Origin of the sequence: Sphingobium chungbukense (genome assembly GCF_001005725.1) — a bacterium.
GTDB classification, from domain to species: domain Bacteria; phylum Pseudomonadota; class Alphaproteobacteria; order Sphingomonadales; family Sphingomonadaceae; genus Sphingobium; species Sphingobium chungbukense.
In genome coordinates this window covers 74,369-98,400 of sequence record NZ_LBIC01000019.1, presented here as the reverse complement: position 1 = coordinate 98,400, position 24,032 = coordinate 74,369, and the positions used below count along the sequence as shown (strand labels likewise).

Annotated in this window: 19 protein-coding genes and 1 pseudogene; 13 read left to right on the top strand and 7 right to left on the bottom strand. The window is 65.5% G+C overall.

Annotated features, from left to right (window positions below; all coding sequences use genetic code 11):
- Nucleotides 1–2 precede the first annotated feature (2 nt).
- From YP76_RS24610 to YP76_RS24575, 8 genes are all read left to right on the top strand, one after another.
- The gene (locus tag YP76_RS24610) at nt 3–1,898 is read left to right on the top strand and encodes an XrtA/PEP-CTERM system amidotransferase (RefSeq protein ID WP_046766029.1); all 1,896 of its coding nucleotides are present in this window, start codon (nt 3–5) and stop codon (nt 1,896–1,898) included.
- Nucleotides 1,899–1,962: 64 nt separating this feature from the next.
- Nucleotides 1,963–3,312, top strand: coding sequence for a sugar transferase (locus tag YP76_RS24605; protein WP_046766028.1), 1,350 nt, complete (start codon nt 1,963–1,965; stop codon nt 3,310–3,312).
- Nucleotides 3,312–4,445 carry a glycosyltransferase gene (locus tag YP76_RS24600; RefSeq protein WP_046766027.1) on the top strand — a complete coding sequence of 378 codons (1,134 nt, stop codon included), beginning with the start codon at nt 3,312–3,314 and terminating at the stop codon, nt 4,443–4,445. The genes YP76_RS24605 and YP76_RS24600 overlap by 1 nt, the downstream gene beginning before the upstream one ends.
- Nucleotides 4,446–4,506: 61 nt before the next feature.
- Complete coding sequence (locus YP76_RS24595) at nt 4,507–5,250, top strand: methyltransferase domain-containing protein (RefSeq protein ID WP_046766026.1); 744 nt, start codon at nt 4,507–4,509, stop codon at nt 5,248–5,250.
- A 38-nt stretch (nt 5,251–5,288) separates the two neighbouring features.
- Nucleotides 5,289–6,575 (top strand): hypothetical protein, encoded by a 1,287-nt coding sequence (locus tag YP76_RS24590; RefSeq protein ID WP_046766064.1) that lies wholly within the window; start codon nt 5,289–5,291, stop codon nt 6,573–6,575.
- On the top strand, nt 6,572–7,711 hold the full coding sequence (locus YP76_RS24585; protein WP_046766025.1) for a glycosyltransferase family 4 protein: 1,140 nt from the start codon (nt 6,572–6,574) through the stop codon (nt 7,709–7,711). The genes YP76_RS24590 and YP76_RS24585 overlap by 4 nt, the downstream gene beginning before the upstream one ends.
- Nucleotides 7,708–8,460, top strand: a complete 753-nt coding sequence (locus YP76_RS24580) for an FkbM family methyltransferase (protein ID WP_046766024.1) — start codon at nt 7,708–7,710, stop codon at nt 8,458–8,460. The genes YP76_RS24585 and YP76_RS24580 overlap by 4 nt, the downstream gene beginning before the upstream one ends.
- Nucleotides 8,460–10,199 carry a hypothetical protein gene (locus tag YP76_RS24575; protein ID WP_046766023.1) on the top strand — a complete coding sequence of 580 codons (1,740 nt, stop codon included), beginning with the start codon at nt 8,460–8,462 and terminating at the stop codon, nt 10,197–10,199. Before YP76_RS24580 ends, YP76_RS24575 begins: the two co-directional genes overlap by 1 nt.
- Before the next feature lie 8 nt (nt 10,200–10,207).
- Here YP76_RS24575 and YP76_RS24570 read toward each other — a convergent pair.
- Together YP76_RS24570 and YP76_RS24565 are read right to left on the bottom strand one after the other, a co-directional pair.
- Nucleotides 10,208–11,592, bottom strand: a pseudogene (locus tag YP76_RS24570) (amidohydrolase).
- A 314-nt stretch (nt 11,593–11,906) separates the two neighbouring features.
- Entirely contained in the window at nt 11,907–12,776 is an 870-nt protein-coding gene (locus YP76_RS24565) for an NAD(P)-dependent oxidoreductase (protein WP_046766022.1), read from the bottom strand.
- Between the two features lie 97 nt (nt 12,777–12,873).
- On the opposite strand from YP76_RS24565, the gene YP76_RS24560 reads away from it, so the two are divergent.
- The 3 genes from YP76_RS24560 (at nt 12,874) to YP76_RS24550 (ending at nt 17,811) form a co-directional block, all read left to right on the top strand.
- The gene (locus YP76_RS24560; RefSeq protein ID WP_046766021.1) at nt 12,874–14,121 is read left to right on the top strand and encodes a threonine ammonia-lyase; all 1,248 of its coding nucleotides are present in this window, start codon (nt 12,874–12,876) and stop codon (nt 14,119–14,121) included.
- 121 nt (nt 14,122–14,242) lie between these two features.
- On the top strand, nt 14,243–15,061 hold the full coding sequence (locus YP76_RS24555) for an arginyltransferase (protein WP_046766020.1): 819 nt from the start codon (nt 14,243–14,245) through the stop codon (nt 15,059–15,061).
- Between the two features lie 227 nt (nt 15,062–15,288).
- Nucleotides 15,289–17,811, top strand: a complete 2,523-nt coding sequence (locus YP76_RS24550; RefSeq protein WP_046766019.1) for a sensor domain-containing protein — start codon at nt 15,289–15,291, stop codon at nt 17,809–17,811.
- Nucleotides 17,812–17,817: 6 nt separating this feature from the next.
- On the opposite strand, the gene YP76_RS24545 is transcribed toward YP76_RS24550, so the two are convergent.
- The 5 genes from YP76_RS24545 to YP76_RS24525 all read right to left on the bottom strand — a co-directional run bounded on the left by YP76_RS24545 (nt 17,818) and on the right by YP76_RS24525 (nt 22,287).
- Nucleotides 17,818–18,318, bottom strand: coding sequence for a hypothetical protein (locus YP76_RS24545; RefSeq protein WP_052757571.1), 501 nt, complete (start codon nt 18,316–18,318; stop codon nt 17,818–17,820).
- Nucleotides 18,319–18,442: 124 nt separating this feature from the next.
- Nucleotides 18,443–18,928: a GAF domain-containing protein gene (locus YP76_RS24540; RefSeq protein ID WP_046766062.1), complete on the bottom strand. Its 486-nt coding sequence runs from the start codon at nt 18,926–18,928 to the stop codon at nt 18,443–18,445.
- A gap of 164 nt (nt 18,929–19,092) precedes the next feature.
- Nucleotides 19,093–19,977 (bottom strand): 3-hydroxyisobutyrate dehydrogenase, encoded by an 885-nt coding sequence (mmsB, locus tag YP76_RS24535; RefSeq protein ID WP_046766018.1) that lies wholly within the window; start codon nt 19,975–19,977, stop codon nt 19,093–19,095.
- A 79-nt stretch (nt 19,978–20,056) separates the two neighbouring features.
- Complete coding sequence (locus tag YP76_RS24530) at nt 20,057–21,115, bottom strand: enoyl-CoA hydratase/isomerase family protein (RefSeq protein ID WP_046766017.1); 1,059 nt, start codon at nt 21,113–21,115, stop codon at nt 20,057–20,059.
- A 29-nt stretch (nt 21,116–21,144) separates the two neighbouring features.
- Entirely contained in the window at nt 21,145–22,287 is a 1,143-nt protein-coding gene (locus tag YP76_RS24525; protein WP_084733343.1) for an acyl-CoA dehydrogenase family protein, read from the bottom strand.
- A 110-nt stretch (nt 22,288–22,397) separates the two neighbouring features.
- Here YP76_RS24525 and YP76_RS24520 point away from each other — a divergent pair, with 110 nt between their 5' ends.
- Complete coding sequence (locus YP76_RS24520; RefSeq protein WP_046766016.1) at nt 22,398–23,300, top strand: LysR family transcriptional regulator; 903 nt, start codon at nt 22,398–22,400, stop codon at nt 23,298–23,300.
- Nucleotides 23,301–23,382: 82 nt separating this feature from the next.
- Nucleotides 23,383–24,012 (top strand): class I SAM-dependent methyltransferase, encoded by a 630-nt coding sequence (locus tag YP76_RS24515; RefSeq protein WP_046766015.1) that lies wholly within the window; start codon nt 23,383–23,385, stop codon nt 24,010–24,012.
- Nucleotides 24,013–24,032: the final 20 nt, after the last annotated feature.

Below are 24,032 nucleotides of genomic sequence, written 5' to 3'. Positions count from 1 at the left end.
GCATGTGCGGAATTGCGGGTATCTTCCACCTTGAAACGGCCAAGCCGGTCGATCCGGCGCGGGTCGGCCTGATGCTGGACGCCATGCCGTGGCGCGGGCCGGACGACAGCGGCATCTGGACCGCACCGGGGATAGGGCTGGGGCATCTGCGGCTGTCGATCATCGACCTCTCCACCGGCGCGCAGCCCATGCTGACCGAGGATGACAGCCTGGCCGTCGTCTTCAATGGCGAGATCTACAATTTCATGGAAGTCCGCGCGGAGCTGGAGGCCAAGGGCCATGTCTTCCGCACGCATAGCGACACCGAAGTCATCCTGCACGGCTATCGCCAATGGGGTGAGGCCTGTGTCGAGAAGTTCGACGGCATGTTCGCCTTCGCCCTGTTCGATGCGCGGGCGCAGGCGCTCTGGCTGGTGCGCGACCGGCTGGGGGTGAAGCCGCTCCATTATGCGCTGCTGTCGGACGGCAGCCTGATCTTCGGGTCGGAATTGAAGAGCCTGCTCGCCCACCCCCTTTTGAGGCGCGCGCCGGACCTGTCGGCGGTCGAGGATTACCTAGCTTACGGCTATGTGCCCGACGATGCCTGCCTGGTGGCGGGCGTGCGCAAGCTGGGCGCGGGTGAGACCCTGCGTCTCGTGCGGGGGCGGCCCATGGCCCAGCCGCAGCGTTATTGGGACGTCAGCTTCGCCGACCGCAGCAAGGCGAAGCCCGAAGCGCTGGAGGAGGAACTGGTCGCGCTGATGCGGCAGGCGGTGCGATCCCGCATGGTGGCGGACGTGCCGCTCGGCGCATTCCTGTCGGGCGGGGTGGACAGCAGCAGCGTGGTCGCGCTGATGGCCGAGGCGTCGAAACAGGCGGTCAGGACCTGCACCATTGGCTTCGACGTCAAGGAACTGGACGAAACCGCCTATGCCGACCGGATCGCGCGGCGCTTCGCCACCGATCACCGCACGCGGATCGTGTCGCCCGACGATTATGGGCTGATCGACACGCTCGCTCTGCATTTCGACGAGCCTTTTGCCGATGCCTCGGCCTTGCCCACCTACAGGGTGTGCGAACTGGCGCGCGAGCAGGTGACTGTGGCGCTGTCGGGCGACGGCGCGGACGAGGCCTTTGCCGGTTATCGCCGCCATCGCTTCCAGATGCAGGGGGAAAGGCTGCGCTCCCTGATCCCGGCTTCGGTGCGCCAGCCTGTGTTCGGGACGCTCGGGCGTTATTATCCCAAGGCCGATTGGGCGCCCCGCTTCCTGCGGGCCAAGTCGACCTTCCTCGAACTGGCGGGGGAGGGTGGGGAAGCCTATGCCGCCTCGGTCGGGGTGACGCCCCATGCCTTGCGGCAAAGGCTGTTCAGCCAGGACATGAAGGCGCGGCTCGGCGCCTATCGGGCGGAGGATCGCTATATCAAGGCGATGGCGCAGGCCCCGGCGCGCGATCCGCTGGACCGGGCGCAATATGCCGATATCCGCATCTGGCTGCCCGGCGATATCCTGACCAAGACCGACCGAATGAGCATGGCCGTCAGCCTGGAGGCGCGCGAGCCCTTGCTCGATCACCGGCTGGTCGAATTCGCCGCCCGCTTGCCCGTCGCCCAGCGGATTCGCGGCAATAGCGGCAAATATCTCATGAAGAAGGCGATGGAGCCCTATCTGCCGCAGGACATTCTCTATCGCCCGAAAATGGGTTTCGTGACGCCGATCAGCGACTGGTTCCGGGGACCGCTGGCCGGAGAGGCGACGGCGATCGCGGGCGGATCGGCCCTGGCCCGGACGGAATGGTTCGATGCGCGCATGCTGGGCAGGATCGCGGCGGATCATAAGGCCGGCATTGCCGACCATGGGCGGCTGTTGTGGCAATTGCTGATGCTCGACAAGGCTTTGACGCGGCTCTTCGCGCTCTAACTCTTGAAAGGCATCGCGAGCGGTGCCAACGGAGCGGACACGTTAAGGTGAACAGGGTCCAAGAGTGACAGTCTCCAAGGAAATCGTGCGGGTGCGGTTGTACCTGCTGTGTCTGCTGGGGGACATGGCGGGGCTGTTCCTGTCGTTTCTGCTCGCGAACTGGCTGGTGCTGGGCGCGTTCACGGGGGAGCCGGGCAAGCCGCACGGCCTTGTCATGTTCGCGATGATCGCTCCGCTCTATGTGCTGCTGGGGGTGCAGGGCGGCGCTTACGGCATTCACATGCTGGAGAATTTGCGGCGGGGCATCTTCCGCGGCCTGCTGGCGCTGGCGCAGGCGGCGATGCTGATGCTGCTGATCGTCTATCTGGGCAAGATCGCGGAGCAGTTGTCGCGCCTGACCTTCATCGTCGGTCTGGGTCTTTCGGCGGTCAGCGTCGCGATGGTGCGGCTGGCCATCGGGCGGCTCGGCGCGCGCCTGCTGGGCGAGGTGCCGCATTTGACGGTCGTCATCATGGACGGCGTGGCGATCGATACCGGCCCGCATATGCATGTGATCGAGGCCGCCGCCGCGCAGCTTTCGCCCAAGGGGCACGATGCCGACATGGCCGCGCGCCTGGCCGCCGCCGTGGGCATGGCGGAGCGGGTGATCGTCGCCTGCCCGATGGAGCGGATGAGCGACTGGTCGGTGGCGCTCAAATCCCTCTCCGCGCGGGGAGAAATTGTCGTGCCCGAACTGTTGCGCTTCGCCCCGGCGCGGGTGGATGAGTTTGACGGCCAGCCCACGATCATCGTGGCGGGCGGGCCTTTCCAGTTCCGCGATCGCCTCATCAAGCGCTTCTTCGACATCGTCGTGGCGACGGCGGCGACCATCGCCCTGTCGCCCGTGTTGATCGCGGCGGCGCTGGCGGTGAAGCTCACCAGTCCCGGCCCGATCATCTTCCGCCAGCCGCGCATCGGCCGCGACGCCCGGCCGTTCAGCATCTACAAATTCCGCTCGATGCGCGCGGAGGCCAGCGACCACAAGGCGGACAAGCTGACGGGACGCGACGATGACCGGGTGACGGCGGTGGGCCGCTTCCTGCGCAAGACCAGCATCGATGAATTGCCGCAGCTCTTCAACGTGCTGCGCGGCGATATGAGCATCGTCGGCCCGCGCCCCCATGCCGCCGCAGCCAAGGCGGGCGACAGCCTCTATTGGGAGGTCGACGATCGTTACTGGGAACGGCATTGTATCAAGCCAGGGATGACCGGTCTCGCCCAGGTGCGTGGCCATCGGGGATCGACCGATCATCATCAGGACCTGATCGACCGGCTCCAGTCGGACCTCGAATATGTGACCCAATGGTCGATCTGGCGCGACCTGCGCATCATCGTCGCGACCATCGGCGTGCTGGTTCATCATAAGGCTTATTGATGGACGGGATCGACCTGATCGCGGCTTTGGTGCTGCTGCTCTCGCTGGTGGTGGTAGCGTGGCCGTTCCTCTTCTACCCGCTGATCCTGCGCATGTTGCCGACGCGGCCCGAACAGCCTGTGGCGGGGCCGGCGCCATCCGCCTCGCTGCTGTTCTGCGCCTATAATGAGGCGGCTGCGATGCCGGAAAAGCTCGCCAATCTGGCGATGCTGAAGGCGCGTTACCCGAGCCTGGAAATCCTCGCCTTCGACGATGGCTCGTCGGACGAGACCGCGGCGTTGATCGCGGCGCAGGGCTTGTCCGTGACGCTGCTGCGCGGACCGGGGCGCAGCGGCAAGGCGCATGGCATGAAATTGCTGGCGGCCAAGGCGCGGGGTGATGTGCTGATCTTCACCGACGCCAATGTGATTCTGGATGCCGACGCCATCGACAATCTGCTCGCCCGCTATGCCGATCCGGACATTGGCGGGGTGCTGGGGTCACTCCATTATATCGGTGACGGGGAAAGCGCGACGGCCTCGGTCGGCTCGCTCTACTGGCGGATCGAGGAAAGGCTGAAGGACGAGGAATCGCGCACCGGCAATGTGCTGGGGGCTGATGGATCGATCTTCTCGATCCGGCGGGCGCTCTATCCCGAATTTCCCGACAGCGTGCTCGACGATCTGACCGTTTCCATGGCGGTGGTGTTCGCGGGCAAACGCTTGGTGAAGGCCAGGGACGTGATCGCCCGCGAGCGGCTGGTGGCGGCGCGGGGCGACGAATATCGCCGCAAGGTCCGCATCGCCGCCCGCGCATGGCACACGCACAGCCATTTGCGGCCCCAGTTGCGACGCATGGGGGCGCTCGATCGCTTCAAATATGCCTCGCGCAAGATCGTGCGCTGGTTCGGCGGTCTCTTCATCCTGACCGGCATCGTCGCGGCAGGCACGCTGGCGATGCGGATTTCGCCCACGCTCTACATGATCGGCGGGCTGACCGGCGTGTTCATCCTCTGGCGCGGCCTGCGGTCAAGGGGCGGGCCGTTCGCGGCGGTGGTGGATATCGTGATCGCCTATTTCGCGACCCTCCAGGGCGTGTTCAAGGCCATGACCGGCCGCACCGTCACCATCTGGAATCCGGCCAAGTCGCGCTGATCCCTCTCGCCAAAGCGGCGGCATATTGTATAGGCATCCCACCCAATAGCGGAGCCAAGGCGTGATTACTTTCCAGCGGGTGGCGAAGGCCGCCGGCAAGCATCTGACCCGGACCATGCTGGCCGTGCGCAAGGCGCTGGGCGCGCGCGCCAATCGCGGCTGCCCGGCTTGCGGTCAGACGGTGGTGGGGTTCTTCCGCTATGGCGACAATGGCGAATGGGGTTGTCCGAACTGCGGGGCTTCCCCGCGCGAGCGGCTGATGAACCATCTGATCGCGGGCGATGTGCTGACCGTGCCGCAACAGGGCGCGGTGCTGCACATGGCGCCTAATGAAGCCAGCCTGGTCCGCCGCTTTTCCGCCGCTGCCGACTATATCCCCGCCGATCTCGATCCCGGCCGCTACCCTGTGCCCAACATGCGGCGCGTCGACCTGATGGCGCTTGACGACAGCGAGCGCTACGACCTGTTCTACGCCAGCCATGTGATGGAGCATGTGCCGGACGATCATGCCGTGTTGCGCAACATTCACCGCGCCCTAAAGCCCGGCGGCGAGGCCTGGCTGATCGTGCCGCTGTGGGACAAGCCGACCGAGGACGGCAGTTTCGACATACCGCCCCGCGAACGCGAACGGCGTTTCGGCCAATGGGACCATGTGCGCCAATATGGTCCCGATTTCGCCGACCGCATCCGCGCGGCGGGCTTCGACCTGGAAGAGATCGACGCCAGCGGCATCGATGCCGATACACGGCATTATTATGCGCTGGACGACCGCCTGTTCCGCGCGCGCAAGCCGGTGCGAGCCTGATCCCGGTGAGCGAACCGCTCGGCAGGGCGATCGCCCGGATGGAGGCTTCGGCCCGCATCCTTGCCCTGATCAAGCTCGCCAATGTCGGGTTGACGCTGATCTGGGGCTTTGCCGTCACCTATGTCTTCGTGCGCGCCTTGCCGTTGCGCGAATTCCAGTCCTTCCTGCTGCTCGTCGCCTTCGGCAATTTCACCATTTCCGCTGAATTCGGCCTGACCAGCATCATCTATGCGCGGTTGCGGCGGCACTGGTTGGGCATGGGCAAGGATGAGGCAGGCGGTTTCCGGCTGGAGGAAATGGGCGTGCTGTTCCTGTTCCTCGGCCTGCTGATCGTCGGCGGTTTCGCCATATTGCTGGCCGCGCTGGCGCTGGGCGGGCTGCATAGCGGGATGCCGCTGCTGTTCCTGCTCTTCTTCCTTTCCGCCTGCCTCAACCTGCCCGCGTTGCTGGCGAAAAGGGCGCTGGCGGCGGTGGACGGCAATTTCCTGTGGGAAGCGCTCGATTGCCTGCGCCGGGTGATGACGATCGCGCTGCTGCTGTTCATCCTGCAAGGGCTGGACCCGCGCCTGTCCGTCGCCTTGCAGCTTTGCGTGAGCATCGCCGTGATCGGCTATGCCATCGCGCTGGTGCATCGGCGCCTGGACATGAAGATGCACCACTGGCTGTCCTTCCGTGTCGGGGGAGGCCATGTCCGGGCGCATTATCTGCGCGATATCGGCGCTTCGGCGGCCTTCACCATCTCGGAAATACTGGCCTATAACGCACCTTATTTCACCATCGCGGCGGCCACCCATGATGCGCGGCCGATGCTGATCTTCGATTTCTTCTTCAAGATGTCGCGGTCGCTCTCGATGCTGGTGCGGGCGATGGTGGAGGCGGCATTGCCCCGCATCACGCGGGCCTTCCATGCTGGCGACAGGGCGCGGCTGCGCCAGTTGATGGCACGGGCGCTGGGCGTCGCGCTGGTCTTTGCGCTGGGCGCTTCGGCGGCCTTGCTGCTGCTGGGCGAATGGCTGTTCGACAAGCTGTTCGACGGGCGCGCGGCCATCGACCGCATCGACCTGCTGCTGATCGACGGCGCATTACTGGCGCTCGCGGTGATCTGCGTGTCGGTCTATGTACAGGGCGCGCTGGGCCGCTTCACGCTGCTCCTTGGGCGCTCTCTGCCCTTTCTGGCCGGTTCCCTGCTCAGCGTGCCGCTGGCCCACATCTTCGCGCCGGATCGGTTCGATCTGCTGTTCCTCATCCTCTACACACTGACATTGTTCGTGGCGGCGATCATCCATGGCCTTTCGCTGCGCCGCCTGGTGGGCCGGCGCGCATGAAAGTCGCGATGTGCGATCCCTCGCTCTTCACCGGGCGCTATGACGACAGCCTTTGCGTGGCGATGGCGGCGGAGGGCATGGCGGTGACGCTGCTCGGCCGTCCGATGCGGCCGACCGACGCGATCGTGCCGCACGGCTATCGCTACGATGCGCGCTTCTTCCGCCGCAGCGAGGCGCTGCGCGACCGGATCGGGGAGGGGCGGGCCTTCCGTCTGCTCAAGGCGGCCGAATATGGGCTGAGTTGCACCCTGGGCGACCTCGGCACGCTTGCCGATGCGGACGTCGCCCATATGCAATGGCTCCCCCTCGCGCCCGCCGACCGGATCATGCTGCGGCGATTGAAGGGCCGGACGGCGCTGGTCCACACGGTTCACAATGCCGATGCCTATCATGCCGATGCCGGGGTGCAGGGCAGGGGCTATCGCGACCTGCTCGACCTGTTCGACGCGCTGATCGTCCATGGCGAAACCACCCGCGCCGCGCTGGAGAGCCAGGGCGTCGATCCCGCGCGCATCCATGTGACGCCGCATCCGCCGATGCGCCTCGCGCCCGCCGGGCCGGACGATCTGGCGCAGGTGCCCGATGCCGCCATCCCGCGCCTGCTCTTCTTCGGCACGATCCGCCCCTATAAGGGCGTCGACCTGCTGGTGGAGGCCTGCCTGTCGCTCTGGCGCGCAGGGCACCACTTCGAACTGGTGCTGGCGGGCAAGCCCTTCATGGACATAGCACCGATCCTCGAAAGCGTGCGCGCCGCGGGCTTCGGGGATCGGCTGATCACCGATCTCGGCTTCCTCACCGAACAGCGGCTCGACGCGCATATGGCGAAGGCGGATATATTGGCCTTCCCCTATCGCCACATCGATTCGAGCGGCGCATTCCTCTCGGCGCTCCACCATGGCAAGGCGATGGTGACGTCCGACGCGGGCATGTTCGCGGGCCTGCCGGACGAGGTAGCCGCCAGGACAACGGCGGGAAATGCACCGGCGCTTGCGCAAGCCCTCTTGCCCCTCGTAGAAAGCGCGGCCATCAGGCAGGCTTTGGGAGCGCACGCGCGCTCCTATGGAGATTCAATGGGTAATTGGAAGGACATGGCGCTGGCCACCATCGCGATCTACCGGAGCGTGATCAGACAATGAGCCGCCATGTCCGTGAACTGCGCGACCGGGCGCTGGCGGCGCGCCTCGCTCTGGCGGGCCGTGTCCATCAATATCCCGAAATCCAGGCGCTGCGCCGGTTCCTGAGCGCCTTCGCCGTCGACTGCGTGTTCGACGTCGGCGCCAATCGCGGCCAATATGCGACGATGCTGCGCAAGGATGCGGGCTTCAAAGGCACGATCCTGTCCTTCGAACCCAATCCCGATATTTTCGCGGAACTGGAGCGGAAGGCCGCCTCCGACCGCCAATGGCATGTGTTCAACATGGCGCTGTCCGATTTCGACGGCACCGCCAGCTTCAACATCATGGCCGCCGACCAGTTCAGTTCCCTGAAGACACCGTCGGGGGAACAGGACGCGATCTTCGCCGACCGCAACAGGGTGACGCGCACGGTCGACATGCAGTGCGCCCGTCTGGAAACCATGCTGCCCGACCTCCAGCGCGCTTATGGCTTTGCCCGGCCGTTCCTCAAGATGGACACACAGGGCCATGACCTTTCCGTCTGCGAGGGCGCGGGGGGCGCATTGGGCCACATGACGGGCGTCCAGACCGAACTCGGCGTCCGTCCCATCTATGAGGGCGGCACCGGCTATCGCGCGATGATCGACTGGCTGGCCGATCGCGCGTTCGTCCCTTCGGCTTTCTTCGCCAACAACAAGGGGCATTTCCCGCTGCTGGTCGAGATGGACGGCATTTTCGTCAATCAGGCACTGCTGCCACAGGACCGCTGATGCAGGCCGCCCCGTCCTCGGTCAGCGCCACCCGCCTGTTCCTGGCGGGCGCGATCGGCCTGACGCTCTGGCTGGGCGCGACCTTCCTGTGGCATGTGACCTATCGGCAGGGCATCAGCCTGGCCGTCATCCTGTTCCTCGATCAGGATTTTCCCGCGCTGCTCGGCGCGCTGCTGCTGCTGACGCTGGCCGCGCCCTTTGCCGAAGGGCTGGGCTGGCGTCTACCCTTGCCCAGGGCGCGGGTGATGGTGCCGCTGGTCCTGCTGTTCGGCCTTGTCGCCTGGGCGGGCCATTATTGGCTGTTCCAGGATTATTCCATCTCCCGCGATGAGGAGGTGGCGCGCTTCGCCGCCGCCTATATGCGGGAAGGTTTCCTGGCGCGGCCGATCCCGATGGAATGGGAAGCCTATCGCCGGGCGATCATGCCCGAATTCTTCTCGCCCTTCGGCGCGGCGGATTATTGGACGGCGGCCTATCTGCCGGTGAACAGCGCGATCCAGGCGCTGTTCTGGCAATTGGGCGATCCCAACCTGGCGGGTCCCGCGCTGCTGATGGCCGGGCTGTTCGCGCTATGGCGCGTGGCACTGCATCTCTTCCCCGACCGGCCCGACGCGGTATGGGTGACGATGCTGCTGGCCCTCTCCTCCGCGCAGCTCTGGGTCACGGCGATGACGCCCTATGCCATGACCGGCCATTTCGCGCTCAACATGGTCTGGCTGGCGCTGGTGCTGCGCGGCGGGCTGGTCGGGCATCTGAGCGCAGGCGTCGTCGCGCTGGCGGCGGCAGGGCTGCACCAATGGCATTTCCCGCCGATCTTCATCGCGCCCTTCATCCTCTGGATGCTGTTGGGGCGGCGGTGGAAGGTCGCGATCTTCCACATATTGGTGCTGGCGGCGATCGTCATCGTCTGGGCCAAGCTGTGGCCTGCCTTCCTGACGCATGTGCTCGGCCAGCCAACTGACGTGCGGCCCTCGGCCGGGGTGGCGGACAAGGTGGGCAGCCTGTTCGAACGGCTGGGCGATCGCTGGCAGCCGCTGGTCAACCTGAGCCGCTTTGCCGCCTGGAACAATATATTGATGGTGCCGCTGGCGACGCTGGGCGTGTTCGCGATGCGCTGGCGTCAGGCGATCCGGGGGCAGGAGATAGCGTTGCCGCTGGCGCTGGGCTGCTTTGCGGGGAGCGCGCTGGCTTTGGCGCAGGGCTATGGCTGGGGCTATCGTTATGCCCATGGCTTCATCGGGCCGTTCTGCCTGCTCGCGGGGCTGGGCTGGGCGCATTTCCGCAGGGGCGCGATGCGGCCGGTCTTTCTGGGGGTGGCGGTCACGCTGCTCAGCAGCGCCTATCTCGTTTGGCGCACGCACAGCTTCGTCGCGCCCTATGCGGCGAGCCACCGGATGATCGACGCGTCGAAGGCCGATGTCGTGCTGGTCGACCCGCGCGGCGGGCTGTACGTCACCGATCTGGTGCGCGGTCGCAATGGCGTGCCGGGCAAGCCGATGGTGATGAACCTGGGCATGCTGACGCTCGATCAGGTCGACAATCTCTGCAAAAATTATGTGGTCGAACTGTTCGACCGGGCGGAGTTCCGCCCCTTGGGCGTGCCTTTGGCGCGCTGGAACCTGGGGCGGATGGACGCCCTGCGCGCGCATATGAAGGAAGAGGACTGCGACAAGCCGGTCCAGCCGCCGCTGCCCGAGACGGAGGAAGAGGCCTTCAACGCGGCGGGGGATGTATTGTAAGGGGCGCCTTACTGCCCCTTCACATAGACCCGTTTGCCGCCGATCCACGTCTCCAGCACCTGCGTCGCGCGAATATCGTTCGCGCTGGCCGAGGAAATATCCCGGTCGATCAGCAGGAAATCCGCCCGCTGGCCGGGGACCAGGCTGCCGAACCGCTTTTCCGCAAAGCCCGCATAGGCCGCCTGCCGCGTAAAGCCGTCCAATGCCGCCTGGAAGCTCACCCGCTGCTCCGGCATCCACCCGCCCGCGGGCTGACCCGAAGCATCCTCGCGGCTCATCGCGGCGGCGATGCCGGGGAAGGGATTGGGGCTTTCCACCGGCACGTCGGACCCGAAGGCCAGGGGCACGCGATTGTCCAGCATCGCCTTCCACGCATAGGCACCCTTCAGCCGGGCGTCGCCCAGCCGCGCCGTCGCCATGCGCCAGTCCGATGTCTGATGCACCGGCTGCATCGAGGCGACGATGCCCCATTGGCCAAAGCGCGGCAGTTCGGCCGGATCGACGATCTGCGCATGTTCGATGCGCCAGCGCCGGTCGCCCTTGTAGGTTTCGCTCAGTTCCTGAACGGCATCCAGTATTTCGCTGTTGGCCGCGTCGCCGATGGCGTGAACCGCGATCTGGAAATTGTCCATCGCCGCCCGGCTCATGATGTTGCGAAGCTGCGTCGAAGGGATGATCGGCAGCCCGCGCTGCCCCGGCGCGTCGGCATAGTCCGCCTTCAACCAAGCCCCGCGCGATCCCAGCGCGCCGTCGAGGATCAGCTTGATTCCGCCCATGCGCAGATGGTCGTCATAAAGCCAGGGCGTCGGCTCCGGCCCGGCGATCAGCACCATATTGTCCAGGCCATAGGCGTAGGACATGATCCGCACCCGCAACGCGCCGCGATCGGCGGAGCGGCGGAAGGCCTGCCAGTCCTCGATGCTGGTGCCCATGTCGGCAATGCCGGTGATGCCCTGCCGCAACAAGGCCTGCTGCGCCTTTTCCAACGCGATGTCGCGATCCTTGGGCGCGGGCGGCGGCACGGCCCGCGTCACCAGCTCCATCGCCTTGTCGACGAATACCCCCGCAGGCTTGCCCCCGCCATTTCGATGCGGCCGCCGGCAGGGGCCCTGGTCGCGGCGCCGATGGCCGCGGCCTTGATGGCCAGCGTATTGGCCCAGCCCGCATGGCCGTCCACCCGTTCCAGCCAGACCGGAATGTCGCTCACCGCCGCATCCAGTTCTGCGGCGGTGGGGAAGCGGCCAAGACCCCATATCTCCTGGTTCCAGCCCGACCCGATGATCCATTTCCGCCCCGGACTGGCGGCGGCATAGGCCCTGATCTTCGCCTGCGCCTCCGCCAGCGATTTCGTGTCCGACAGGTCCAGCGTGATCAGCGACAGCCCATATCCCATGACATGACCATGCGCATCGATCAGGCCGGGGATCAGCGTCTTGCCGCCCGCGTCCAGCTTGAAGTCAAGGCGCTTGGCTTGAACCGGCTCCGGCTCGTTCTTCCGGCGCTTTTTGGGGCGCACATATTCCGGTTCCTGATAGCGATCGGGCAGCAGCTTCTCGACCTTGCCCTCATCGTCGATGGTCAGCGCCCTGAACCGCACCAGCCGCCCATCGGCGTCCAGCGCGATGCCGTTCACATTGTCGATCACCCCCGAAGCCAGCGCCACGCCGGGCAGGGCAAGCGCGGCAACCGCCGCCAGCAGCGCGGCCCTCATGCCCGCGTGATCCGCCGCACGAGGGCGCTGGTATCCTGCCGATGGCCGCCCATCGCCTGCACATCGGCGTAGAATTGATCGATCAGCGCCGTCACCGGCAGCGTCGCGCCATTGGCCCGCGCTTCCTCCAGCGCCAGCCCCAGATCCTTGCGCATCCAGTCCACCGCGAAACCGAAATCGAAACTGTCCGCCGCCATCGTCTTCCAATAATTGTCCATCTGCCAGCTTTGCGCCGCCCCGCCCGAAATCGCGTCGAAGGTCTTGTCCAGGTCCAGTTCCGCCGCCTGCGCGAACCGCAACGCCTCGGCAAGGCCCTGCACGATTCCGCCGATGCAGATCTGGTTCACCATCTTGGCGGTTTGGCCCGCGCCCGCGCGCCCGACATGGACGATGCGCGGGGCATAGGCCTGCATCACGATGCTGGCTGCCGCCACCGCCGGTTCGCTGCCCCCGCACATGACGGCCAGCCGACCCTTTTCCGCACCCGCCTGTCCGCCCGTCACCGGCGCGTCGACGCAATGCAGCCCCCGGCTTTCGCCTTCGACGAACAATTGCCGCGCGATCCGCGCCGACACCGTGGTATGGTCGATGAACAGCCCGCCCGGCTTCATCGATCGAAAGGCGCCGTCGCGGCCCAGCGTGATCTGGCTGAGGTCATCGTCGGTGCCGACGCAGCTTATGACGATTTCCGCATCCTCGGCCGCCTTGGCCGGGTTGACGGCGACCGCGCCGCCATAGGTTTCCGCCCAGCGCTTCGCCTTGCCCATGGAGCGGTTGTAGACGGTAAGCTGGTGCCCGGCCTTGGCCAGATGCCCCGCAATCGGGCCGCCCATGACGCCCAGGCCGATAAACGCGATTTTAGCCATATGCCTCGATCAGTTGGATGCGCGCGTCAATGCCATAGGCACAGTTTTCCGTCAGTGCCAGTTCCTTCCGCCGCAATTTTAAGGTAGGGCGCCGCCCATGAACACGTTGAGCAAGATCGAAAGCGCCATGCCGCTGCCCATTTCCGTCGACGACATATTGGCGGCGCGGGTGCGAATTTCGGGCTCCGTCGTGCATACGCCGACGCTGGTCAGCCAGACGCTGTCCAACATGTTCGGCTGCAAGGTGTTCCTGAAGTTCGAGAATCTCCAGTTCACGGCCGCCTATAAGGAACGCGGCGCGCTCAACCGCCTGCTGCAACTGGACGAGAAGGCGAAGAAGAAGGGCATCATCGCCGCCTCGGCCGGCAATCATGCGCAGGGTCTTGCCTATCATGGCAAGCGTCTGGGCGTGCCCGTCACCATCGTCATGCCCACCACCACGCCGACGGTGAAGGTGACGCAGACGCAGGGCCACGGCGCCACGGTCGTCCAATATGGCGAGAAGTTCGACGACGCCTATGCCCATGCCCGCAAGCTGGAGGTGGAGCAGGGCCTGACCTTCGTCCATCCCTTTGACGAGCCGGACATCATGGCTGGGCAGGGCACGGTCGCGCTCGAAATGCTGGAGGACGCGCCGGAAATCGACACGCTGATCGTCCCGATCGGCGGCGGTGGCCTGTTTTCGGGCGTGGCGACGGCGGCCAAGGCGATGAAGCCCGATATCAGGATATATGGCGTGCAGGCGGAGCTCTATCCGTCGATGTACGATTATATCAAGGGCGCGAACCTGCCCTGCGACGGCGACACGCTGGCGGAGGGCATTGCCGTCAAGCAGCCGGGTGAACTCACCCGCCGTTTCGTCGAGCGGCTGGCCGACGATGTGCTGCTGGTCAGCGAACGCCATCTGGAGGAAGCGGTGAGCCTGTTGCTCCAGATCGAGAAGACGGTGGTGGAGGGCGCGGGCGCCGCGGGCCTCGCCGCGCTGCTGACGCATGGACAAGAATTTGCCGGGCGCAATGTCGGCCTGATCCTGACGGGCGGCAATATCGACACGCGCCTGCTGGCGAACGTGCTGCTGCGCGATCTGGCGCGTTCGGGCCGATTGGCGCGGCTGCGCATCATCCTTCAGGACCGGCCGGGCGCGCTGTTCCATGTGGCGCGCATCTTCGACCAGGAAGCCGTCAACATCCTCGAACTGTCGCACCAGCGGATTTTCACCAATCTGCCGGCCAAGGGCCTCAGCCTCGATGTCGAGTGCGAGACGCGCGACGGCGCCCATCTGGAGCGCCTGATCGCGGCGCTTCGCGAGGTCGGTTACGAGGTTGCGCCGATCGAAGTGGCCTGATCGACGCGGCCTCTGCCCCTTAACCACTTTTCGTGGTAAATAAACTTTGCACAGCGGCCTGCGGACGGCATAGTCGTCTCATGAATCAGGGGTCGGGCAGCGCTGTGGGGGAGATGCGGTTGTGAGTGCGCCTTTCCGCTTTCCGCGCTTCTTCGTGACCAATCCCAGCCCATGCCCCTATCTGCCGGGCAAAAGCGAGCGGAAGGTGTTCACGGAGCTCAGCGGCGACAATGCGGCGGAGCTGAACGACGCGCTTGGCCGCATCGGTTTCCGCCGCAGCCAGAATGTCGCCTATCGCCCCAGTTGCGCGGATTGTTCCGCCTGCGTGTCGGTGCGCGTCGTCGCGGGCGAATTCGAACCCAATGCGACCCAGCGCAAATTGCTGCGCAAGAATGAAGACCTCGTCATCACCGCCTGCAAGCCATGGTCGACCGAGGAGCAGTTCGCCCTGCTCCAGCGCTATCTGCGCGCGCGCCATCCGGGCGGCGGCATGACCGAGATGGACGAGATGGACTTTGCCGACATGGTCGAACAGACCCCGGTCGAAAGCCATGTCGTCGAATATCGTGAACCCGGTGAGGACGGCCGCCCCGGCAAGCTGATCGGTGCCTGCCTGACCGACCGGCAGGGCGACGGACTGTCGATGATCTACAGCTTCTTCGATACCGAATTGGAGCATCGCAAGGGCCTGGGCAACTTCATCATCATGGACCATATCCTGCGCGCGGCAAAGGCCGGTCTGCCCTATGTCTATCTCGGCTATTGGGTCGAAGGGTCGCAGCGTATGGAATATAAGATCCGCTATCGCCCGCTCGAACGGCTGAGCCGCAACGGCTGGACCCGTTTCGATCCGCAGGAACAGGTGCAGGCCGTTCGAGAAGCGGAAAGCCGCGATGAGCCTGCCCTGCCGCGCGAACTGGCGGCGATTTTCCGCAAATAAGGCATATCGCCCCTAGAGGCTGTCTGGAAATGCGCGGAATGACGCATTTCCGAGGCTTGTGCCGCACTATGTCGAATGTCGTGTGTCCAACCGGCTCCCAGCCGCCGTCGCGGCATATCTGTTCATTACGGATATATTTCCGTCACTTGCATGGGAAAGCTTATTTAACTTTTTCCGCTACTGCATGCTGATGAACTGCGGAAACAGTGAAGGATCAGGGCCGGCCCATGGACCGTTTTGCTGATCGCCGATTTGGAGAATTTGACGCAGAACCCGTCCATGATCGGTTGGACTGGGACATTTTCCATTATCGTAACGAACTGTTGTTCTCACCTCTCTTTCACGCTGTCTCGCCGCCGCTGATTCGCTGGATCGCGGATGATCGCGGTCGCGTGCTTTCCCGGGAAATCTGTTCGGACCTGTTCGCGCGGCATTTCTCCGCCGACATGATGGGCCATGGCTGGCGCGCCTTGCTGGAGCCTCCGGATTGGCGCGCCTTGGCCGATGCGGCGAGAGGATCGGAGCGGCCGCATCCCGTCCAGGTCCGGATGCGCTGTCCCTCGGGGGAGGGACGGTGGGGCATCGTCCGCATGGCGCTGGTGACGGAGCCGGGCGAGGCGCCGCTCTGGTATGGCACGATCGAGGATATTGACGATCGCCACGATCACGATCGCCGGGCCCTGGCCGACGCGCTGGCGGAAAGCCGGCAGCATTATCGCTGGTCGGTCCAGCTCAGTCCGCAAGTGCCCTGGACGGCGGCCCCCGACGGCGCGATCGAGGAGGTCGGTCCGCGCTGGCGGGACCTGACCGGAAGCTCGCCCGGTTCGGCGCGGGGGACGGGATGGATCGCTTCGCTGCATCCCGAGGATGCCGGGCGCACGCTCGACCTCTGGGCGGAAAGGCTGCGCACCGGCGATCCGATCGATGTCGATTACCGGTTGCGCCTGTCGGACGGCAGCTACCGCTGGATGCGCGCGCGCGCGTCGGCGCGGCGGGACGAAGAAGGCCGGATCGTGCGGTGGTACGGCACGCTGGAGGATGTTCACGCGCAGAAGCTGGTCCAACGCGAACTGGCCGAAAGCGAGGAGCGTTTCCGCCTCGCCATCCAGTCGGCGCGGTTGGGCATATGGGATTTCGACGGCGTCGCCGGCACCCGGACTTGGTCGCGCGAGTTCCGCGCCATGCTGGGTCTGTCCGACACGGAACCGGCAACCAGCGAACTCGCCTTGCGGCTGGTCCATCCGGAGGATCGGCACCAGCTGGCGCAGATGCTGGAGGCGGTGGCCGCCGACCAGTTGCCACCGCATTTCGAGGCGACGCTGCGCGTCTACCGGGCCGACACCGGCGCCCTGCGCTGGATCAAGAGCATCGGCTGGAGCAGCTTTTCCGAATCCGGCCGCCCGCTGCGGGTCATCGTCACCTTCCAGGACGTGACGGAGGAACGAAACAGCGAGGAGCGCATTCGCTGGGCCGCGACCCATGATCCGATGACGAGCATGCCCAATCGCGCATTGTGGCAGGCGACGCTGGAGGAAATGACCGAGCATGCGCGCCAGTCGGGCGAACGCTTCGGCCTGCTGTTGGTCGACATTGACGACCTCAAGCGCACCAACGACATGCTGGGTCATGATGCTGGCGATGCGCTGCTGTGCGGCTTCGCCCGGCGCTTTGCCGCCTGCGCGCCCGCCGATGCCACGGTCGGGCGGCTGGGCGGCGACGAATTCGGCATGATCGCGCCGTCCCTGGCCGACAGCGATGCGCTGGCGGCGTGGAGTGCGGAGCTGCTCGGCGGGGTGCGGGGGCCCTATGTCCATAATGGGCGTTCCCTCGATTGCAGCATCAGCATCGGCGGTGCGGTTTTCGGCGAACATGGCGATCAAGCCACCGAACTGCTCAAGGCGGCCGACCTTGCCCTTTATGCATCCAAGGCTGCGGGTCGCGGACGGCTGACGCTGTTCCATTCGCAATTGCGGGCGGACGCGCAGCAGCGCAGTTCGATGATCAACATGGCGCGGCAGGCGATCGCCGACGATCTGGTCGTGCCCTATTATCAGCCCAAGGTGGACCTGCGGACCGGCCGCATATTGGGCTATGAGGCGCTGCTGCGCTGGGAACATCCGCGCACCGGCGTCCATGCGCCGGACAGCATCGCGGCGGCGTTCGACAATGCCGACATCGCGGTCCAGCTTACCGAGAAGATGATGGCGGCCGTCGTGCGCGACGTCCGCCGCTGGCTGCGCGCGGGGCATGATCCGGGCCGAGTCGCGATCAACGCTTCGGCGGCGGACTTCATGCAACATGATTTCGCGGGCTATGTACTCGCTCATCTCGCGCGATGCGGCATTCCGCCGCGGCATTTCGAGGTGGAGGTCACTGAAACCGTGTTCCTTGGCCGTGGCACGGACCAGGTCGAACAGGCGCTGCACCGGTTGTCGGCGGCGGGCGTGCGGATCGCGCTCGACGATTTCGGGACGGGCTACGCCTCGCTCAGCCATTTGAAGCAATATCCGGTCGACGTGCTGAAGATCGACAAGAGCTTCATCAGCAATATCGAGCAGGATGCGGGCGACGCGGTCATCGTCGATGCCATCGGCAAGCTGGGAGGCAGCCTGGGCATGGAGGTCGTGGCCGAAGGGGTGGAGCAGCTCGGGCAGATCGACATGTTGCTGGCGCGCGGCTGCCTGGTCGGGCAGGGCTATCTGTTCGGCCGGCCGCAAGCCTGGGCGACCATATGCTCGCAGGCCGCCTGAACAGGCTTATTTCGACCGCATCTGGCGACGGCCTGGCCGCGAAGTCACGGTTTCCGTCACATAGGTCCGCGTGGTCTGCATCGCGGGCTGGATCACCACAGTCGTGGTCGTGACGCCGGGATAATAATAGCCGTTCGCGAACCTGCCCGGTGCCTGCGTCGTGGTGACGACAGGCTGGCCCGGAGCGGAGGGCTGGCCAGGAGAGGGAAGCCGACTTGCCCCCAAGGGGGTGGCCGGGCGCGGTGCGGCGGCATAGGGCGGCGCATCATAATCGACGCCGGGCCCGCCCCGGCGTTCGACGGAGCCCTCCTGTCGCGATATTGGCGGTGGAGGAGGCGACGGAGGGGGCGGGGCGCTGCCCATCGTCACATCGTCATCATAGCCCATGGCGGGCGGCGGCGGATCGCCTGCCTGTGCGTCCCGGTTCACGCCGCTGCTTGCCAGGGCAGGTATCGTCATCCCCCATGCGAGGCCTGCGCCCGCCAGGATGATGTTCCGGATACGCATGCTGGATTCCCCGTTTTCGGCCGATTTGTTAACGGCTTGTTTAGCATGGGAAAGCCCGGCGATCCATGGGCCGGCGCCATCTGCTCCGTCCCGAAACGGAGCAGGTCGGTCGGTTCAGCCTGGTTCAGGTGAGGCGCGATCCGATCCGGTCGATCAGCGTCTCCAGCCCGGCCCGGTCGGCTTCGTCGAACCGGGCGGGCAGGGGGCTGTCGAGATCGAGTACGGCCACGACCTTGCCGTCCCGGATCACCGGCACGACGATTTCCGAAGCGCTGGCGGCATCGCAAGCGATATGGCCGGGGAAGGCGTGGACATCCTCGACAAGCTGGGTGTCGCCGCTCGCCGCCGCGGCACCGCAGACGCCCTTGCCCAGCGGGATGCGGATGCAGGCGGTCTTGCCCTGAAACGGGCCAAGCACCAGTTCGCCGCCGACCATCCGGTAGAAGCCGGCCCAGTTGAGATCGGGAAGAAATTGCCAGATCAGGGCCGAGATATTGGCCATATTGGCGACGGTGTCGGCTTCGCCCGCCGTCAGCGCATCGGCCGCCGAGAGCAGATCGTCATAGAGGGTGGTCTTGTCGGCATCCGCCGCGGGCGCAAAATCGAACATGACGGAAATATAGGTGGAGCGATCCGCATCGGCCAGCCTTGAGATCGAAGGATTGGGCCGATTGCGGAACCACATCGTCACCACCCCGGACCTGATCCGGGGCGACGAAGCCGGGAAAGTCCGTTTCCCACGCACGAATCCTGCCCTTCCCGAAGGAAAAGGGATCACTTGCCTTCCAGCATCTCGATCATCAGCGAAAAGTCGCGCGCCGCTTCGCCCTGGTTGGCGAGCAGTTGGTAAAGCGATTCCGCCGCATTGCCCATCGGCACGCTTGCGCCGACCGAAGCGGCCGCTTCGGTCGCCAGTTTCAGGTCCTTCAGCATCAGCCCCACGGCGAATCCGCCCTGATAGCCGTTATCCGAAGGACTTTGCGGCCCGATGCCCGGCACCGGGCAGTAGCTGGTCATCGACCAGCTCTGTCCCGATGACACGCTGGAAATATCGTAGAAGGTCTGCGGGTCGAGCCCGAGCTTCTTCGCCATGGCGAAAGTCTCGCAGGTCGCGACCATCGTCGCGCCCAGCAGCATATTGTTGCAGATCTTGGCGGCCTGCCCATTGCCCGCGCCCCCGGCATGGATCACCACCTTGCCCATGGCGGACAATATCGGCCTGGCCCGGCCGAAGGCCTGGTCCGAGCCCCCGACCATGAAGGTCAGCGTCCCGCCATTGGCCGCCGCGATGCCGCCCGACACGGGCGCGTCGACCATCTCGAAACCCTTGGCGGCGGCCGCCTCCTCGACCCGGCGCGCGGTCGCGACATCGATGGTCGAACAATCGAGGAACAACGCATCCGCCTTGGCCGCGCCGAAGACTTCGCTCGTATAGACGCCCTCCACATGCTTGCCCGCCGGGAGCATGGTGACGACCGCGTCGGCGCCAGTCGCGGCTTCCGCGGCGCTCGCGCAACGTACGGCCCCGGCCTCGACCGCCTTGGCCAGCGCCTCCTCCGACAGGTCGAAGGCACGCACGGCAAATCCGTTCTTCAGCAGATTGGCGGCCATGCCACCGCCCATATTGCCCAGGCCGATAAAGGCGATGGTCTGGCTCATTTCAGGCACTCCTCTAGAGCGATTTCAAGTCCGATGGATCATCGGGCGACTCGTAAAATCGCGGAAAACAAAGCATCTTTCAGCCGCGCAATTCGGGCAGCGGCGTCCATTCCTTTCCCGGGGGCAGGGGGGCGAACAGGCTGTCCACCAATTCGTCCGTCACATCCTCGGGCCGCGCCGGATTCCATCGCGGCGCATTGTCCTTGTCGAAGATCACGGCGCGCACGCCCTCGACGAAATCGGGGCGGCGGATGACATGATGGCCGATGCGATATTCGTTGCGCATATTGTCGGCGAAATCGGTGAAGGCCGCGCCCTCCACCATCTGGCGCAGCGCGACCTTGATCGTCTGCGGCGACTTGGTGGCGAGGGTGGCGAGCTGCTCCCGCGCCCAGCCGGACCCCTCCGCCTCCAGCGCCGCCAATATGTCCTCGAATCGATCCGAAGCGAACAGCCGGTCGATCTCGTCCCGATGCGCTTCGACGGCAGAGGGCGGCGGGGCGTCGGCCATCTCGTCCAATATCTCGGCCAGCCCGTCCGGATCGGCGATGATCCGCGCCTTCACCGCTTCCAGCTTGTCCGACGCCATATAGTGGGTCGCGATGCCGATCGCCGCGCAATCCGCGCCCTTGATCCGCGCGCCCGTCGTCGCCAGCCAGGCTCCGGTCCGTCCCGGCAAGCGCGGCAGGAACCAGCCGCCGCCCACATCGGGAAACAGGCCGATGCCCGTTTCCGGCATGGCGTAGGTGGTCCGCTCCGTCGCCACGCGATAGCGCGCCGGATCGGAAATCCCCACGCCTCCGCCCATGACGATGCCGTCGATGAAGGCAATAATCGGCTTTTCATAAACGAACAGCAGATGGTTCATCCGATATTCGGTGAAGAAGAATTGCTCCGCCTCCGAACAGTCGCCCCTGGCGCTGTTGGCGATCATGGCAATGTCGCCGCCCGCGCAAAATCCACGCCCCTCTGAATGATCCAGCATGACCGCAACGACGCTCTCATCCGTCCGCCACGCCAGCAGCGCGTCGATGATGGCGCTGCACATTTCGGTGGTCAGCGCATGGATCGCCTTGGGCCGGTTCAACCTGATGCGCCCCACGCCATTGTCGATGGAAATCAGAACCTGATCAGTCATACAATCTTCCGCGCTCGTCTCTCTCGGGCTTAGGGCCGCAGCATGTCGCGGGCGATGATCATGCGCATCACCTGATTGGTGCCTTCCAGGATCGAATGCACGCGCAAATCGCGCCAGAAACGCTCGATCGGATAGTCCATCAGATAACCGTAACCGCCATGCAGTTGCAGCGCCCGGTCGACCACCGACGATCCGGTATCCGTCGCCAGCCGCTTGGCCATGGCGGCGAAGCGCGTCTTGTCCGGCGCATTCTCCGTCACCTTGACCGCCGCCGCATAGAGCAGGGTGCGCGCCGCCTGCAATTCCGTCTCCATGTCCGCCAGCACGAACTGCGTGTTCTGGAAATCGGCGATACTCTGTCCAAACTGCTTGCGGTCCTTGGTATAGGCGACCGCCTCGTCGATGCAGCGCTGCGCGCCCCCCAGCGAGCAGGCGCCGATGTTCAGCCGCCCGCCGTCCAGCCCCATCATCGCGATGCGGAAGCCTTCGCCTTCGCCGCCGACCAGATTTTCGGCCGGCACGCGCACGCCGTCGAAATTGACCTGTGCCGTCGGCTGCGAATGCCAGCCGAGCTTGCGTTCCTGCGCGCCGAAGCTGACGCCCGCCATGTCCTTTTCGATGACGAGGCAGCTTATGCCCTTCGGCCCGTCGTCGCCGGTGCGGACCATGACGACATAGATTTCATTCTCGCCGCCGCCGGAGATGAACTGCTTGGAGCCGGTGACGACATAATGATCGCCTTCCCGCACCGCCCGCGTCTTGAGCGCCGCCGCGTCGGACCCTGATCCCGCTTCGGTCAGGCAATAGCTGCCGATCCGCTCCATCGGCACCATGGAGGGCAGATATTTGTCCTTCACCGCCTGGCTGCCGAAACGGTCGATCATCCAGGCGGCCATATTGTGGATCGAGATGAACGCGCTGGTCGACGGACAGCCATAGGCCATCGCCTCCATGATCAGCGCCGCCTCCAGCCGCCCGAGGCCGATGCCGCCCGCTTCCTCCGACACATAGATGCCGCCGAAGCCCAACTCGGCGGCGGCGCGGATGGTGTCGCGGGGGAAGATGTGCTTTTCGTCCCATTCCGCCGCATGGGGGGTGATCGCATCGGCGGTGAACCGGCGCGCCATCTCCTGAATGGCCAACTGGTCCTCGGTGAGATCGAACTGGCTCACAAGCTCTCCTGACGTGCGCTTTAAACTCTCCTCTAGATATAATGCGGAATTGCACGCAACAACGCAGTTCTGCATAGCATCGCAGCGATTTTGCAGTCGGGTGGGGGCGGATGTTCGATTGGGACGATCTCAGGGTCTTTCTGGCGGTGGCGCGGGCGCGCAAGATCGCCCCGGCGGCGCGTGCCCTGGGGATCGACGCGACAACGATCGCCCGGCGACTCGCCCGGCTGGAAAAGGCGCTGGGGCCTGAACTGTTCGAGGTGGGAGCGGGGGAGCGCACCCTGACCGCCCATGGCCAGGCCCTGCTCAGCCACGCCGAAAACATAGAGAGCGCCGCGCTCGCCGCGATGGAGGAGGCGACTGGCCGGGAACGCCATCTGAGCGGCCAGGTAAGGCTGTCGGTGGCGGAGGGCTTCGGCACCTGGGTGCTGGCGCCCGGTCTTGCCGATTTCAGCCGCCGCCATCCCGGCATCCGGCTGGACCTCATCACCGCCTCGGGCTTCCTCAACCCCTCGAAGCGCGAAGCGGACATGGCGGTCATGCTGGCGCGGCCGCAGCGGGGGCGGTTGTCGGTCCGGCGCATGGGCGACTATCGGCTGCACCTCTATGCGTCCCCCGCCTATCTGGCGCAGGCGGGGAGGCCTCGAAACGCCAGCGACCTGCGCGATCATGTGCTGGTCGGCTATGTGCCCGAATTCATCTTCTCGCCCGAACTCGATTATCTGGACGAGGTGGAGGCGGGTCTGGAGGCCAGTCTGCGCGCCACCAGCATCAACATGCAGCATCGGATGATCGCCGAAGGGGCGGGGATCGGCGTGCTCCCGGACTTCATCGCCGGGCGCGATGCGAGGCTGGTGCCGGTGATGGCCGATCGGGTGGAGATCATGCGCAGTTTCTGGCTCGTCACCCATGGCGACCTCAAGAAACTGCCTCGAATCGCGGCGGTCGCGCTGTGGTTGCAGGAACGTATCGAAACCTTGAAGAGCGGGGCTTCTGTCGGTCGAACGACCTGAAAACCCTCCTAAAGCCAATCGACGGCGCCTGTCCGGCCCGCTAAGGGAGTCGTCATGACAGTGAAATGGTCGCAATTCGCTCATGCAGCATAAGTCCAAGCGCAGCCGGGCGATCGCCCTGTCGAACAGCGATTTGCGCGCGCGCGCGACCGAATATCTCGATTTCCTGGCCGCCTGGGTGAAAAAGCCGCGCCAGACCGCCTCGGTCGTGCCCAGCAGCCGCTATCTCGCGCGGCTGATGGTCGAGCATGTCGATCCCGACGGGGGCCGCGTGATCGAACTGGGCGGCGGCACCGGCGTCTTCACCCGCGCGATACTGGGCACCGGCCTGCCTCCGGAAAATCTGGAGGTGGTCGAGATCAATCCCGCCTTCGCGCGCGGGCTGCGACGTCATTTCCCCCATGTGTCGGTGCTCGAAACCCCGGCGCAGGTCGTTTCCACGGCAGCGGCCGGGGAGGCGGGGGAATATCAGGCGGTGATCAGCGGCCTGCCGTTGCTGGCCATGGACCGCCAGATGCACGCGGATATCCTGTCCGAAAGCTTCCGCATGCTGCGGCCGGGCGGGGCCTTCATCCAGTTCACCTATTCCCTGCGCCCGCCGGTCAACCGCGAGATTCTGGACGCGCTGGGCCTGGATGTGGTTCGGGCCGGGCAGACCGTTCGCAACTTTCCACCCGCCACGGTTTTCCGCTTTTTCCGCAAGGGCGAATAGGCCACCCGTTGCCTCAGGCT

Excerpts from the sequence above, each read along its gene's own strand:
- YP76_RS24610 (WP_046766029.1), top strand. The coding sequence starts at position 3 with ATGTGCGGAATTGCGGGTATCTTCCACCTTGAAACGGCCAAGCCGGTC.
- YP76_RS24600 (WP_046766027.1), top strand. The coding sequence starts at position 3,312 with ATGGACGGGATCGACCTGATCGCGGCTTTGGTGCTGCTGCTCTCGCTG.
- YP76_RS24590 (WP_046766064.1), top strand. The coding sequence starts at position 5,289 with ATGGAGGCTTCGGCCCGCATCCTTGCCCTGATCAAGCTCGCCAATGTC.
- YP76_RS24585 (WP_046766025.1), top strand. The coding sequence starts at position 6,572 with ATGAAAGTCGCGATGTGCGATCCCTCGCTCTTCACCGGGCGCTATGAC.
- YP76_RS24580 (WP_046766024.1), top strand. The coding sequence starts at position 7,708 with ATGAGCCGCCATGTCCGTGAACTGCGCGACCGGGCGCTGGCGGCGCGC.
- YP76_RS24575 (WP_046766023.1), top strand. The coding sequence starts at position 8,460 with ATGCAGGCCGCCCCGTCCTCGGTCAGCGCCACCCGCCTGTTCCTGGCG.
- YP76_RS24565 (WP_046766022.1), bottom strand. The coding sequence starts at position 12,776 with ATGGCTAAAATCGCGTTTATCGGCCTGGGCGTCATGGGCGGCCCGATT.
- YP76_RS24560 (WP_046766021.1), top strand. The coding sequence starts at position 12,874 with ATGAACACGTTGAGCAAGATCGAAAGCGCCATGCCGCTGCCCATTTCC.
- YP76_RS24550 (WP_046766019.1), top strand. The coding sequence starts at position 15,289 with ATGGACCGTTTTGCTGATCGCCGATTTGGAGAATTTGACGCAGAACCC.
- YP76_RS24545 (WP_052757571.1), bottom strand. The coding sequence starts at position 18,318 with ATGCGTATCCGGAACATCATCCTGGCGGGCGCAGGCCTCGCATGGGGG.
- YP76_RS24540 (WP_046766062.1), bottom strand. The coding sequence starts at position 18,928 with ATGTTCGATTTTGCGCCCGCGGCGGATGCCGACAAGACCACCCTCTAT.
- mmsB (WP_046766018.1), bottom strand. The coding sequence starts at position 19,977 with ATGAGCCAGACCATCGCCTTTATCGGCCTGGGCAATATGGGCGGTGGC.
- YP76_RS24530 (WP_046766017.1), bottom strand. The coding sequence starts at position 21,115 with ATGACTGATCAGGTTCTGATTTCCATCGACAATGGCGTGGGGCGCATC.
- YP76_RS24520 (WP_046766016.1), top strand. The coding sequence starts at position 22,398 with ATGTTCGATTGGGACGATCTCAGGGTCTTTCTGGCGGTGGCGCGGGCG.
- YP76_RS24515 (WP_046766015.1), top strand. The coding sequence starts at position 23,383 with ATGCAGCATAAGTCCAAGCGCAGCCGGGCGATCGCCCTGTCGAACAGC.